14 protein-coding genes are annotated in these 13,592 nt (G+C 61.3%); 2 read left to right on the top strand and 12 right to left on the bottom strand.

Features of this window, described 5'->3' with window-relative positions; genetic code table 11:
* Positions 1-468: UDP binding domain-containing protein (locus tag AC07UR_RS05820; RefSeq protein ID WP_494699954.1), on the top strand; the 468-nt coding region annotated here is incomplete at its 5' end.
* A 69-nt stretch (positions 469-537) separates the two neighbouring features.
* Here the strand turns inward: AC07UR_RS05820 and AC07UR_RS05815 are convergent.
* The 3 genes from AC07UR_RS05815 to AC07UR_RS05805 all read right to left on the bottom strand — a co-directional run bounded on the left by AC07UR_RS05815 (position 538) and on the right by AC07UR_RS05805 (position 4,834).
* Complete coding sequence (locus tag AC07UR_RS05815; RefSeq protein WP_209786977.1) at positions 538-855, bottom strand: hypothetical protein; 318 nt, start codon at positions 853-855, stop codon at positions 538-540.
* Between the two features lie 209 nt (positions 856-1,064).
* Positions 1,065-3,371, bottom strand: a complete 2,307-nt coding sequence (locus AC07UR_RS05810) for a Tex family protein (RefSeq protein WP_209786978.1) — start codon at positions 3,369-3,371, stop codon at positions 1,065-1,067.
* Between the two features lie 206 nt (positions 3,372-3,577).
* The gene (locus AC07UR_RS05805; RefSeq protein ID WP_209786980.1) at positions 3,578-4,834 is read right to left on the bottom strand and encodes a cyclopropane fatty acid synthase; all 1,257 of its coding nucleotides are present in this window, start codon (positions 4,832-4,834) and stop codon (positions 3,578-3,580) included.
* Positions 4,835-4,944: 110 nt separating this feature from the next.
* Here AC07UR_RS05805 and AC07UR_RS05800 point away from each other — a divergent pair, with 110 nt between their 5' ends.
* Positions 4,945-5,094: a hypothetical protein gene (locus AC07UR_RS05800; RefSeq protein WP_494699955.1), complete on the top strand. Its 150-nt coding sequence runs from the start codon at positions 4,945-4,947 to the stop codon at positions 5,092-5,094.
* Between the two features lie 34 nt (positions 5,095-5,128).
* On the opposite strand, the gene AC07UR_RS05795 is transcribed toward AC07UR_RS05800, so the two are convergent.
* The 9 genes from AC07UR_RS05795 to rpoZ form a co-directional block, all read right to left on the bottom strand.
* A complete protein-coding gene (locus tag AC07UR_RS05795) occupies positions 5,129-6,175 on the bottom strand; it encodes a glutathione S-transferase family protein (RefSeq protein WP_209786982.1) in 1,047 nt (348 codons plus the stop codon).
* Positions 6,176-6,522: 347 nt separating this feature from the next.
* On the bottom strand, positions 6,523-7,464 hold the full coding sequence (gene era / locus AC07UR_RS05790; protein WP_171986893.1) for a GTPase Era: 942 nt from the start codon (positions 7,462-7,464) through the stop codon (positions 6,523-6,525).
* Positions 7,461-8,177, bottom strand: coding sequence for a ribonuclease III (rnc, locus tag AC07UR_RS05785; RefSeq protein ID WP_173420992.1), 717 nt, complete (start codon positions 8,175-8,177; stop codon positions 7,461-7,463). The genes era and rnc overlap by 4 nt, the downstream gene beginning before the upstream one ends.
* Complete coding sequence (gene lepB, locus AC07UR_RS05780; protein WP_173419507.1) at positions 8,177-8,920, bottom strand: signal peptidase I; 744 nt, start codon at positions 8,918-8,920, stop codon at positions 8,177-8,179. Before lepB ends, rnc begins: the two co-directional genes overlap by 1 nt.
* 161 nt (positions 8,921-9,081) lie before the next feature.
* Positions 9,082-9,501, bottom strand: a complete 420-nt coding sequence (acpS, locus tag AC07UR_RS05775) for a holo-ACP synthase (RefSeq protein ID WP_173419506.1) — start codon at positions 9,499-9,501, stop codon at positions 9,082-9,084.
* Complete coding sequence (locus AC07UR_RS05770; protein WP_234902787.1) at positions 9,498-9,962, bottom strand: DUF2062 domain-containing protein; 465 nt, start codon at positions 9,960-9,962, stop codon at positions 9,498-9,500. The genes acpS and AC07UR_RS05770 overlap by 4 nt, the downstream gene beginning before the upstream one ends.
* A 284-nt stretch (positions 9,963-10,246) precedes the next feature.
* Positions 10,247-10,399, bottom strand: coding sequence for a DUF3563 family protein (locus tag AC07UR_RS05765; protein WP_065787305.1), 153 nt, complete (start codon positions 10,397-10,399; stop codon positions 10,247-10,249).
* 203 nt (positions 10,400-10,602) lie between these two features.
* The gene (locus tag AC07UR_RS05760) at positions 10,603-12,828 is read right to left on the bottom strand and encodes a RelA/SpoT family protein (protein WP_209786984.1); all 2,226 of its coding nucleotides are present in this window, start codon (positions 12,826-12,828) and stop codon (positions 10,603-10,605) included.
* 103 nt (positions 12,829-12,931) lie between these two features.
* The gene (rpoZ, locus tag AC07UR_RS05755) at positions 12,932-13,339 is read right to left on the bottom strand and encodes a DNA-directed RNA polymerase subunit omega (RefSeq protein ID WP_077503976.1); all 408 of its coding nucleotides are present in this window, start codon (positions 13,337-13,339) and stop codon (positions 12,932-12,934) included.
* Positions 13,340-13,592 lie beyond the last annotated feature (253 nt).

The raw sequence follows: 13,592 nt of genomic DNA, 5'->3' as shown, positions 1-13,592 counted from the left end.
CCCGTGCGCCTGGTCGAGACAACGGTCGCGATCAACGACAACCGCAAGCGCGCCATGGGCCGCAAGGTGATCGCGGCTGCCGGCGGCGACGTGCGCGGCCGCAAGATCGCCGTTCTCGGCCTGACCTTCAAGCCGAACACCGACGACATGCGCGACAGTCCGGCCATCACGGTGGTCCAGACCCTGCAGGATGCCGGTGCCCATGTCGTCGGCTACGATCCGGAAGGCATGGAAAATGCCAAGAAGCTGATGGAGGGGCTCGATTTTGCCAAAGACCCTTACGAGGCCGCCACTGACGCCGACGTGCTGGTGATCGTGACCGAATGGAACGAGTTCCGCGCGCTCGATTTCCGCCGGCTGAAGGCCGTGATGAAGGAACCGGTTCTGGTCGATCTCAGGAACATCTATCGGCCGGACGAAGTGGCAAAGCACGGTTTTGCCTATGCCAGCGTCGGGCGACCGAACTGAGGCCGTCAGACAGGACATCTCTCGCCGGGTACTGCACCCGGCGACCACCTCTGGCAGGCGGCAACAGGTTCACGCCTTCGGTACCGGCTGGGGCGGCAGCGCCTCCCAGCTTTTCCCGGCGAGGATGACGCAGCTTCGGCCGGTCACGTCGGTGACGATCAGGGTCCAAGTGCCGCTGTCGGCAGCATAAATCTCCATCACCGCATGCTGATTGATCAATCCGATCCCAGCGGGCTTTTCTTGATACTTGCGCAGGAGAAATTCGATCACTTCCGATCGCTGGGCGCAGTTCGCAACAGCTTGCGAACTAGCCGGGTTTGGATGTGCCGTCACTGCGGCCGCCAATATGACGGCTCGAGCGAGGCCACGGATCACATTGCGTCCCATGACGCACCTCCTTTCGCCGGGAAACCCGGCGGAAAAGGAGTTTCCGCTGACCTCGTCCGCCGTAGACCGGCATGGTTATGATCGGCACTTGCTCGCGACACGATACAGGTGCCGCCACCAGATCAGTATGGCGGCGCGCTGGATATATTACAATTACCTAATTCATAGAGGATAGCCCGGAAGTCCGTACGACTTCCGGGCTACACGCATTATTTGCGCTTCATCGCTTCCATAAGCGCGGCACCGAAGGCGCCTTGCGACGGCTGAGCTTGCTTCTGCGGACGCACAGGCGCGCCGCGATTGGCATTGTTCGATGCCGGCGCCTTCGCCTCGCGGCCCGTATCGGCACCGCCGTCCTTACGCATCGTCAGTCCGATGCGCTTGCGCGGCACATCCACCTCGGTCACCCGCACCCGAACCACGTCGCCGGCCTTGACCACCTCATGCGGGTCCTTCACGAACCGGTCGGCCAGTTGCGAGACGTGGACGAGGCCATCCTGGTGGACGCCGATATCGACGAAGGCGCCGAAGGCGGCAACATTGGTCACGGTGCCTTCGAGCTGCATGCCGACCTTCAGGTCCTTGATGTCGTCGATGCCGTCGGCAAATGTTGCGGTCTTGAAGCTCGGGCGCGGGTCGCGGCCCGGCTTTTCGAGTTCGGCCAGAATGTCCTTGACCGTCGGCAGACCGAAACGGTCGTCGACGAAGACGCGTGGGTCGAGCTTCTGCAACGCCGCGCTGTCGCCCATCAGCGAACGCACGTCCCGCCCGCAGGCAGCGACGATCTTCTTGGCGATGCCATAGGCTTCCGGATGGACTGAGGACGCATCGAGCGGCTCCTTGCCATCAGGAATGCGCAGGAAGCCGGCGCACTGTTCGAAGGTGCGGGCGCCGAGACGCGCCACGTTCAGCAATTCCTTACGGCTGGCAAACGGCCCAGTGGCATCACGGTGCGCGACGATCGCTTCCGCCGATGACTTGCCGAGACCCGAGACACGCGCGAGCAACGGCGCCGAGGCCGTGTTCACATCGACTCCAACCGCGTTCACCGCGTCTTCCACCACCGCGTCCAGCGAGCGGCTGAGCTTCGACTGGTCGACGTCGTGCTGATACTGGCCGACGCCGATCGATTTCGGCTCGATCTTGACGAGTTCGGCCAACGGATCCTGCAGGCGCCGGGCGATGGAGACAGCGCCACGCAGCGAGACGTCGAGGCCGGGGAACTCAAGGGCTGCCGTCTCGGAAGCGGAATAGACCGACGCGCCGGCCTCGGAAACGATGACCTTGGTCGGCTTCGGTGCCGGCAATTGCGCGAGCATGTCGGCAACCAGCTTTTCCGTTTCGCGGCTGCCGGTGCCGTTGCCGATCGCGATCAGTTCGATCTTGTGCTTGCGGATCAGCGATGCAAGTTCGGCCTGCGTGCCGCGCACATCGTTCTTCGGCGGGAACGGGTAAACGGTCGTCGTCTCCAACAGCTTGCCCGTGCCGTCGACGACGGCAACCTTGACGCCGGTGCGGATGCCTGGGTCCAGCCCCATGGTAGCGCGCGAACCGGCAGGAGCTGCCAACAGCAAATCCTTCAGATTGCGCGCAAAGACGTGGATCGCTTCCTCTTCTGCCCGCTCGCGCAGTTCGCGCATCAGGTCGAGCGAGAGGGACATGGACAGCTTCACGCGCCAGGTCCAGCCGATGACTTCCGCCAGCCACTTGTCGCCCGGCAGCTGCCCGCCGACAGTGTAGGCGGCGGCGATCATGCGCTCCACCGGTTTGACCGGGGACGTATCGTCCTGATCGACGACGATATCGACTGACAGCACCTCTTCGTTCCAGCCGCGCAGCATGGCGAGCGCCCGGTGACCCGGCGTCGTCGCCCAGCGTTCGGAATGGTCGAAATAGTCCGAGAACTTTGCACCCGCATCCTGTTTGCCGTCGACGACCTTGGCTCGCAGGAACGCCGCGCCCTTCATATGATTGCGCAGGCGCCCGAGCAGGTCGGCATTCTCCGTCATGCCTTCGGCGATAATGTCGCGCGCGCCGTCGAGGACCGTCTTCACATCGGGCACATCGGCCGTCAGAAACGCGCCGGCACGATCAGCCGGTGCAATCGTCCGGTCGGCAAGAATGGCTTCGGCAAGCGGACCGAGTCCACGCTCCCTGGCAATCTCGGCCTTGGTGCGCCGCTTCGGCTTGTACGGCAGATAGATGTCCTCGAGCTCGGCCTTGGTTTCGACTGCGGCGATCTTGGCTTCGAGTTCGTCGGTCAGCTTGCCCTGTCCGCGGATGGATTCGATGATCGAACCCCGCCTTGCCTCCAGTTCGCGCAAATAGGTCAACCGTTCGGCCAGCGTCCGCAGCTGCGTGTCGTCGAGCCCGCCGGTCACCTCCTTGCGGTAACGGGCGATAAACGGCACCGTCGCGCCCTCGTCGAGCAGCTCGACGGCGGCGATGACCTGGGGGATCGTCGCCTTGATCTCGCTGGCAATGATGGCGGCGATTGGTTTTGCTGGGCTGGCCATGGTGGGATCCGTCTTTCCTGTTTTCAGTCGGCGACCATAAAGGCGCAGGCCTTCAAGGCCAAGTGAAGGCCTGCGCGGCAAAACCGGAACTCCACAGGAGATGGGCTATCAGAACACGCTGTGAACGGGTCCATGGGACGTGTCATGGAGTTTGGCTTTTAGCCGTGTCGTTTTGCCGAAGGCGCCGCGCGCTCGGGCGGCATGCCCTAGATATCCACCGGCTCGAGCGGTGGACGGGTCTTCTCGAATTCCATCAGTTCCCGTTCCTTCGCCTCTATGTAACCGCGCGCGAAAGGCACGGTTTCAAGCGACGGCGACAGCTGCAGCTGGAAGATGAAGTGTTTGTCATGCAGGAAGGCCGCTTCGGACGCGGCAAGATAGAACTCCCACATCCGGAAAAAGCGTTCGTCGAACAGTTTTACCACCTCTTCGCGTCGCGCCAGGAAGCGCTGCCGCCACGCTCTCAATGTCCAGGCATAGTGCATCGGCAAGATCTCGACATCCTTGACCAGAAGACGTGTGCTTTCCACGGACGGAAAGACTTCGGAGAGTGCGGGAATGTATCCGCCGGGAAAGATGTATTTCTCGATCCAGGGATTGGTTGCCCAGGGCTTGTAGACTTGCCCGATGGAGTGCAGCAGCATGACGCCATCCGGCTTCAGCAGCTCCCTGACCTTGCGAAAGAACCGGCCATAGTTGCCAATGCCGACATGTTCGAACATGCCGACCGAGACAATGCGATCGAACTGCCGCCCCTGCATCGTCCTGTAATCCTGGAGTTCGAAGCGGACGCGATCGGACAGGCCACGCTTGGCTGCCCGCTCACGCGAGATCTTCAGCTGTTCTTCGCTCAGCGTGATGCCCGTCACCTCGACGCCGGAGGATTCCGCCAGATACATGGCCATCCCGCCCCAGCCGGAGCCGATCTCAAGCACCTTCTGACCAGGCTTCAGCAACAGCTTGGCGGTGATATGGCGCTTCTTGGCGAGCTGGGCTTCGTCGAGCGAGATGCCCGGCGGCTCGAAATAGGCACAGGAATATTGCCAGTCCTGATCCAGAAACAGATTGAAGAGCTTGCGGTCGAGATCATAGTGATGGGCAACATTGTGCCGGTTGCGATTGACCGGCATCCGGCTCTTCACCTGCTGGCGCAACACATGCTGAAGAGCAACCAGCATGTTGGAAACGGTCGCCGCATGCTCGAGGCCGTTTACCTTGGCGATCGAGAGCACGTCGAAGATATCGCCGTGCTCGATGACGGCCCGTCCGTCCATGTAGAGTTCGCCAAAACGAAGGCTGGGGTCGACGGCAATCGCCTTTTCAGCTTCTGCATCGATAATACGGACCGTTGCCGGCTTGCCCGAGCCGTCGCCCAGAATCACTTGTTCACCGGACGAAAAGAACACCGTCAGATTGCCCTTGCGCACCAGACGGCGAAGCATATTCAACAATGCCGCATTCATATCCATCCCCTGCCAGATCAACGCATCTGTCCCGTGGCAGGGCACGGCGGCGGGGCCGGGTCCTATCGGGGCTTCCGAGAGGCGATGCGGCATGACGCGGAGCGCGAGACATGACGCGGCGTACGTCCGGAAGCGGCGAAAACCGGCTCGGTCGTGGCCGCACCGTATCCGGCAAACATCCCACGCTCCTCGTGCGCGCATTGCCGGAGCCGCTTGAGGCCAGCCGCCATCGGGCTCCTATCCATCAGAACTTCCACTAACGTAGTAAGCTTCGATCGATTGGCAATGGGCTCTTTATGCGCCCTCAAAGATTTGTTTGCTTAGCAAATCGGCCGACCTCGCATCAGCGCCGGCGACCCCGCGACCCGGTAGCGAATGGCGATCATGGCGGCGGGTGAAATCGAGCAAGGGGCCGGCGGGCACGATGTGGGTCGGATTGACATGTGTGATGCCGTAGTAGCCTTGCTTGATATGGTCGATGCGCACCGTCTCGGCGATCCCCGGCCATTGGTAGATTTCTCTGAGATAGTTGGACAGCACCGGATAGTCTTCGATCCGGCGGATGTTGCACTTGAAGACGCCGTGATAGGCCGCGTCGAAACGGACGAGTGTCACGAACAGACGGATATCGGCCTCGGTCAGGTATTTACCGGCGATGTACCGGTTGGTCGTCAGGTGGTGCTCGAGTGTGTCGAGCATCTCGAACAGGCTCGCGACCGCCTCGTCATAGGCATTCTGAGTCTTCGCAAAACCGGCGCGATAGACGCCGTTGTTGACGCGCTCGTAAATCGGGCTGTTCCAGCGATCGATCTCCGCGCGCAACGCATCCGGATAGAAATCGAGGCGATTGCCGGTAAGCTCGTCGAAGGCCGAATTCAGAATGCGGATGATGTCGGCGGACTCGTTGTTGACGATACGCCCTTCCTTCATATCCCAGAGGACGGGAACCGACACCTTGCCGGTGTAGCCGGCGTCGCTCGCTGTATAGAGTTCATGATGGTAGCGGATCAGACCGACGCGCGCGCCGGCATCGACAGGCTCATCATAGACCCAGCCGTCGTCGCCAAGCATGGGGCTGGAAACCGTCAGACCGATAACGTCCTCCAACCCCTTTAGATTGCGAAAGGCGATCGTGCGCGACGCCCAGGGGCAGAGATAGGAAACGAACAGGCGGTAGCGACCGGCTTCCGCCGGAAGGCATGGCTGCCCGTTCGGCCCGGGGCCGCCATCGGCCGTGATCCAGCTGCGGAAACGAGTCGGCTCGCGATGAAAGGCCCCACCCTTCATCTCGCTCGCTGCAACGTCGCCCTTGACCCATTTTCCATCGACGAGCTGCGGCATGACTTCTCTCCTGAACCTGCGGGAACGCTCCTTCCCTCTCACGCGCACGCAAGCCGGTCAATTCGACCGCGGGGTGACAGATCGTTCGCAATATGGCGACCACATGCAAAGAGCGGTGGCGTCACCGCAGGGGCCGACAGTGCCGAAGATCTTGAATATTGCCGGAGAGCCGCTCGGACTACGTCTGGACCAACCGAGCGGAAACGATCGGGCCGTTGCTGGCAAAAAGAAAGCGGGCGCCTTGACGGTCCGGCGAGTGCCTGCGAAGCTGAGGTTCACGTTTCAAATGAAACCGCCCGCCAGCAAGGCTGGCGGGCGGCGTCAATGCAGTTTGTGAAACGCGCCGATCAGCGCGGGAACTCAAGACCCATTTCGCGGAAGCGCTCGGGGTCGTCGCCCCAGTTTTCGCGCACCTTGACGAACAGGAAGAGGTGAACCGGCTGTTCGAGGATCTCGGAGATTTCCTTGCGCGACGCGGTGGAGATCGCCTTGATCGCATCGCCGTTCTTGCCGAGTGCAATCTTCTTCTGGCTTTCGCGCTCGACGTAGATCACCTGTTCGATACGAACGGACCCGTCCTTGCGTTCTTCCCACTTCTCGGTTTCGACATGCGAGGCATAGGGAAGCTCCTGGTGCAGGCGCAGGAACAGCTTTTCGCGGGTGATTTCGGCCGCAAGCTGGCGCATCGGCAGGTCGGAGATCTGATCCTCAGGGTAATACCAGGGACCTTCCGGCAGCTTTTCGGCGAGATAATCCATAAGGTCCTTGCAACCGGAGCCGGTCAGCGCCGAGATCATGAAGGTGCGCTCGAACTGGATCGTCTCGTTCGCCGCCGCCGCAAGCTTCAAGAGATCCTCCGGCCTGACCTGGTCGATCTTGTTCAAGACCAGGATCTTCGGCTGGTGGACCTCCTTCAGGCCCTGCAGGATCGTTTCCGCATCGCCCTTCAGGCCGCGCTCGCTGTCGATCAAGAGCATGATCACGTCGGCATCCTTGGCGCCGCCCCAGGCGGTCGTCACCATGGCCCGGTCGAGCCGGCGCCGGGGTTTGAAGATGCCGGGCGTATCCATGAAGACGATCTGTGCGTTGTCGTGGATGGCAATGCCGCGCACGATCGCCCGGGTCGTCTGCACCTTGTGGCTGACGATCGAAACCTTGGCGCCCACGAGGCGGTTGACCAGCGTCGACTTGCCGGCATTGGTGGCGCCGATCAGCGCCACGAAACCCGAGTGGGTCGGCGCGCTTTCGGCGCCCGTATCTTTTTCCATATCCGTCATGTTTTCCGTCATTTTCCGGCGGAGATTTTCCGCCACACGCCTTCGCGTTCCAACAATTTCGTCGCGGCCACCTGCTCGGCGCCGCGCTTGGATCGATCCGTCCCGGTCTCAGGCGCAACGCCGGCGACCTCAACAGTCACGGTGAAACGCGGATCGTGGTCGGGGCCGGAACGGTCATCCGTCCGGTATGCCGGCGCGATACCAAACTTGGCATGCGCCCATTCCTGCAATTCAGTCTTGGCATCGCGACGGGCGCCATCGGCGCGGGTCGCCCGCTCTTTCCAGTGAAGCAGCACGAATTTGCGCGCCGCCTCCAACCCGCCGTCAAGATAGATCGCGGCGATGAGCGACTCTACCACATCGGCGCGCACATTCATCATCGCCTTGCCGGTGATTTTCTTCACGTCGGAACCGGTGCGGATAAACTGGTGCAGTTCCAGGTCGTCGGCGACCAAAGCGCAGCTCTCGGCGCTGACGAGCTGGTTCAGTCGCACCGAAAGCTCGCCCTCGTTGGCGTCGTGAAATGTCTGGAAGAGAAGCTCGGAGATGCAAAGCCCCAGCACCCGATCGCCGAGGAATTCGAGCCGCTGATAATTCGAGCCCCTGGCATTGCGGGCGCTGGAATGGGTCAGCGCCCGGTCGAGCCGTTCCTTCTCGCTGAACTGATAGCCAATCACGGCCTCGAGCTTGGCCCGATCTTCCGCGCTTAGCGACCGCGCCTTCATCATTCGACCGCCTTGAACAGGCGGTCGTAGCGCAGGTTCGCCGGCCACTTCCAGATCTCGCGGAACGAGGTGTCGTTGCCGAGCGAGAAGAAGATCAGGCTGGCGCGGCCGACAAGGTTTTCGGCGGGCACGAAGCCCACGTCAAAGCGGCTGTCGGCGGAGTTGTCGCGATTGTCGCCCATCATGAAGTAATGACCTTCGGGCACGATGAACTCGCGGGTGTTGTCGCCGCGCGAATCCGGGAACTGATCGAGCGTGTCATAGGAAACGCCGTTGTCCATGGTTTCGCGGTAGACAGGCACGTCGCCGCCGGTGTCGTACTGGTCGTCGGCGCGGAAGACGCCGTCAGGCACCCGGTCGATGGGCTTGTCGTTGACATAGAGAATGCTGTTGCGCACCTGGATGCGATCGCCCGGCAAGCCGACCAGACGCTTGATGTAGTCGATGTCCGGGTTCGGCGGGAAGCGGAAGACGACGATATCGCCGCGTTCCGGCTCGCTTGCGAAGATGCGGCCGGAAAACAGATCCGGCGAGAACGGCAGCGAATACTTGGAGTAGCCGTAGGCGAACTTGTTGACGAAGATGTAGTCGCCGACAAGCAGGGTCGGCATCATCGAGCCGGACGGAATGGTGAAGGGCTGAAAGAAGACGGTGCGAATGACCACGGCCAGGAGCAGTGCCTGGATGATGACCTTCACATTCTCCCAGAGACCGCTCTGCTTCGCTTCTGTCTTTTCTGCCACGCTGCTGTCTTCCTTTGTCATCGGCGCGCGCTTGAAGCGTGCCGCTCAATCAACTGTCGTTTGCGCTCGTTCCAGCCCCAAAGGCGGATGCGCACTTGTTAGCTCTGCCGCGATGGCCGGCCCACGCAAACGGGCAGCCCCGGTTTTCTCAACGGAATGCTCTAAACCGTTCCCTCTGGCGGGGCAACGGGCAGTGCTTCGATAATCACGAAGGCCTGCGCCAGCGGAAAATCGTCGGTAATCGTCAGATGGATTGCCGCGCGATGCCCCTTCGGTACCATCGCCTGAAGCCGTTCGGCAGCACCACCGCTCAGATGCATGGTCGGCTTGCCACCGGGCAAATTGATGACGCCCATGTCTTTCCAGAAGACGCCGTGCGCTATCCCCGTGCCGAGTGCCTTTGAGCAGGCCTCCTTGGCTGCGAAGCGTTTGGCATAGGAGGCGGCGCGGTTCTTCCGGCCCTCGGACTTTGCGATCTCCACTTCGGTGAAGCAGCGATTGACGAAACGCTCGCCGAAACGCGAGAGCGAGTTTTCGATGCGCCTGATGTCGATGAGGTCGCTGCCGATACCGATAATCATGGTGTGGACCTTGTCCCGGTCGAGCGTGCGCGTCGACGGCGGGACTGAAAAAGACGGGCGGCCTGATAGGCCAGGGGATAGAAGATCAAGGCGCCGGCAGCGGCAAGCGGAACCGATCCGATCAGCATCGGCTTGAACACAGGGCCCCAAAGGGCCGAAAACTCCAAGTGTTCGACCATATGCGCGACATCCGCGCCAGTCGCCACCTCTGCCGCCTGCTGGCCGATGATGACGCTGCCAAGCTCATAAGACGCCGTCAGGATCATCGGGATCGTTACCGGATTGGCGAGCGCCGTCGTGATCGCTGCAGCAAGCAGATTGCCGGAGAACACGGAAGCAAGCGCGACCGCAATGACGATATGCAGCCCGAAGAAGGGCGTGAATGACGACGCCGCGCCTGCTGCAACTCCGACCGCGATAGAATGCGGTGACGACGACAGGCGCAGAACACGCAGCGCCATGTATCGCGGACCGCGCCGAAAGCCCTTGCGCGGCCAAACAAGCGCGCGAAGCCTTTCGGAAATCGTGACCGGTTTTCTACGTCTGAATAACATTATGCCGTCATGACCGCATCTCGACACCGCCAGTCGGCACAAGACAGCGTGTCCGCCTGTTTGAAGGCCGCAAGATAGGCGTCATGCCTGCTGCTTGCAACCCGGTGGCGTATGGTGCAGCGATCACGAATGAGCCATTCGCCTGACGCATGGCTCGCCATTCCCGCCCTCATGCGGGAACAGGCAGCAGCTTAGTAGCCGTTGCGGAACAGGCCGCGATCGATCTGACGCTGACGGTATTCGAGATCGATGCGATCGACCGAACCGTTGAGATAGGCAAGCTCGCGCTCTTCCTGAGTGGCGACGCGCAGAGCGCGGGTGATCTTCTTCAACTGATTAAACATGGCAAACCTCTTCGTTTACCTCCCGATCCAGAAGATAGTTTAGAGGTCACTGTTCCACCAGAGCCATGAAAAGACGGCAGCCATGCGCGGCAAGCATGCCTTGCCGCTTTTCAAGCCTTTGTCTGCCTGATTTCAAGGCAGCTGCGTAAAACGGACGCGCATGCCGAGCCGATGGGAGTGCGATGACGACAACCAGCGCCCCTTCATTCGAAGAGGCGCTTGACCGTAGAAATGCTCGGCAGTTCTTTCAGCTGGGTAATCAGATGGTTCAGCTGCCTGAGGTCCCAGACCTCCAGATCGAACTGCAACTCACTGAAGTCCGCAGCCACGCGCCCCATGGAGAGCGAGCGGATATTAACATCGCTCGTTGCGATCGATTGCGCGACTTCGGCCAGCGTGCCTGGCTCGTTCAAGGCACTGATGGCGATCCGCGCCATGAACCGGCTGCTGTTGGCCTCGTCCAGATCCCAGCGCACGTCGATCCAACGCTCGGGCTCGTCATCGAACTTCTGCAGGATCGGTGACTGGATCGGATAGATGGTGATCCCCTTGTCCTTCTCCATGATGCCGACGATACGATCTCCGGGAACAGCGCCGGCAGCGCTGAAATGCACGCCGGCATTGCCCGAGAGCCCGCGGATCGGCAACGCTTCCGGACCTTCCGCCTGCGCCGGCTCGCCCGCTTCCTTGGATCGACCGGGTAACTTGAACACCATGCCGGCCGCACTGCGCATGTTGAACCAGCCGTCGTCGGCATTCGGCTTGACGGTGACGCGTTCATCCTGGTGATCGGGGAACACTGCACGCAGGACATCGAGCGACGACAGTTCGCCGCGCCCGACCGATGCGATCGCATCCTCGACCTCTTTGTGTCCGAGCCGGTGCAGCGCAGGCTTCAGGGCCTCACGCGAAAACGTCTTGCTGGCGCGCTCGAAGGTTCGCTCGAGAATTCGGTAGCCGAGGCCGGCATATTGCTTGCGGATGGCCGCCCGCGTCGCGCGCCGGATGGCGGAGCGCGCCTTGCCAGTGACGACGATCTCTTCCCATGCGGGCGGCGGCACCTGGATGCCCGAGCGGATGATCTCGACTTCGTCGCCGTTGTTGAGGCGCGTCACCAGCGGCATGATGCGGCCATTGATCTTGGCGCCGACGCAGGTGTCACCGATGTTGGTATGGACGGCGTATGCGAAATCGATCGGCGTCGCACCGCGCGGCAGCGCAATGAGCTGCCCCTTCGGCGTGAAGCAGAACACCTGATCCTGGAAAAGCTCGAGCTTGGTGTGCTCGAGAAACTCCTCCGGATTATCGCCTTCGGCCAGCGATTCAATCGTGCGCCGCAGCCAGGAATAGGCATTCGATGTCGGCGACAGGGCAGTCTCTGTCGATGCGCCCTCGCCGTCCTTGTAGAGCGAATGCGCCGCAATACCGTACTCGGCGATGTCGTTCATCCGTCGTGTGCGGATCTGCAGCTCGATGCGCTGACGCGAAGGCCCGACGATGGTCGTGTGGATCGACTGATAGTCGTTCTGCTTCGGGGTCGAGATGTAATCCTTGAAACGACCGGGTACGACGCGCCAGCGCGTGTGCACGATGCCGAGCGCGCGATAGCACGACGGGATATCGTCGACGACGATACGAAAGCCCCAGACGTCGGATAGCTGCTCGAAGGACAGGGATTTCGACTGCATCTTGCGGAAGACCGAATAGGGCTTCTTCTGCCGCCCTTTGACCTGCGCGCCCTTCAAGCCCTCGGCCTGGAGCAGCTCCGTCAGTTCGTCTTCGATCTTCTTGATCAGGCCCTCGTTGCGCTCGGACAATTCTTCCAGGCGCCGGGTGACGGTCTCGAAGGCCTCCGGATTGATATGGCGGAACGAGAGGTTTTCCAGTTCCTCGCGCATATCCTGCATGCCCATGCGCCCGGCGAGCGGCGCATAGATGTCCATCGTCTCCTCGGAGATGCGCGCGCGCTTCTCGGCCGTCATATGGTCGAGCGTGCGCATATTGTGCAGACGATCGGCAAGCTTGACCAGGAGGACGCGCACGTCGTCGGAGATCGCCAGCAACAGCTTGCGCAGGTTTTCGGCCTGCTTGGCTTTCTTGGTGACGAGATCGAGTTTCTTGATCTTGGTCAGGCCCTCGACGAGCGCGCCGATATCCTCGCCGAAGAGATCGTCGATCTCCTGCCGGGTCGCTGTCGTATCCTCGATCGTGTCGTGCAGGAGTGCGACCGCGATGGTCGATTCGTCCAGATGCATTTCAGTCAGGATCGCCGCGACTTCCAACGGGTGGGAAATGTAGGGGTCGCCGCTTGCCCGCTTCTGCTGCCCATGCTTCTGCATGGCGTAGACGTAAGCCTTGTTCAACAGGGCTTCATTGACGTCGGGCTTGTACTTCTGAACGCGCTCAACGAGCTCGTATTGGCGCATCATTCGCGGGCGGCTCCGTGGGAAAAGACAATAAAAAAAGTGCGCCAATCATACGAGTGGCGCACTGCTTTGATAACACGCGGGAACGTTTGTTCCGTTACGGATCTCAGTAGTCGTCGCTCTTTTCCGGGGGCACCAGGCCCTCGATGCCGGCCAGCAGCTCTTCTTCCGACATGCGGTCGAAGGTGATTGCTTCCGGCTGATCGTCGTCTTCCGCCGTCGCGGCAAACGTCGTGTCGGCATCGGCCTGAACCAGCGAAGCCGGATCGGGCTCGGGCTCGTCCACTTCGACATGCTTCTGCAGCGAATGGATCAGGTCTTCCTTGAGGTCGCCCGGCGAGAGGGTCTCGTCGGCGATTTCGCGCAGTGCGACCACGGGGTTCTTGTCATTGTCGCGATCGATGGTGATCGCTGCGCCCTGCGAGATCAGGCGGGCGCGGTGGCTGGCGAGCAGCACGAGTTCGAAACGGTTGTCGACCTTGTCAATGCAATCTTCGACGGTGACGCGGGCCATTGCCTGTCCTTTTGGGCTCAAAGCGCGGCGATCATCGCCGCAGCACGGATTAACGACACGAGACCGGAACGGCCGCCGGATGACGGCCTCATCGGCTCCGATTTCTGGAATTAGCCGCTCGGATACAATCAAAACAACAGGAGTTCAAGTTTTTCCTGCACTGAGCGCTCACATCACCCCGTGTTGCATGGTAAAATGCCACGCGGGCGGGCTAGACTTCGCGAATACATACCCTGGTTGCACTTCCAAATGC

The organism is Ensifer sp. GW821-FHT05G01 (assembly GCF_059419585.1).
Note: the sequence above shows the minus strand (reverse complement) of the source record. Positions and strands in the feature narration are given on the sequence as shown.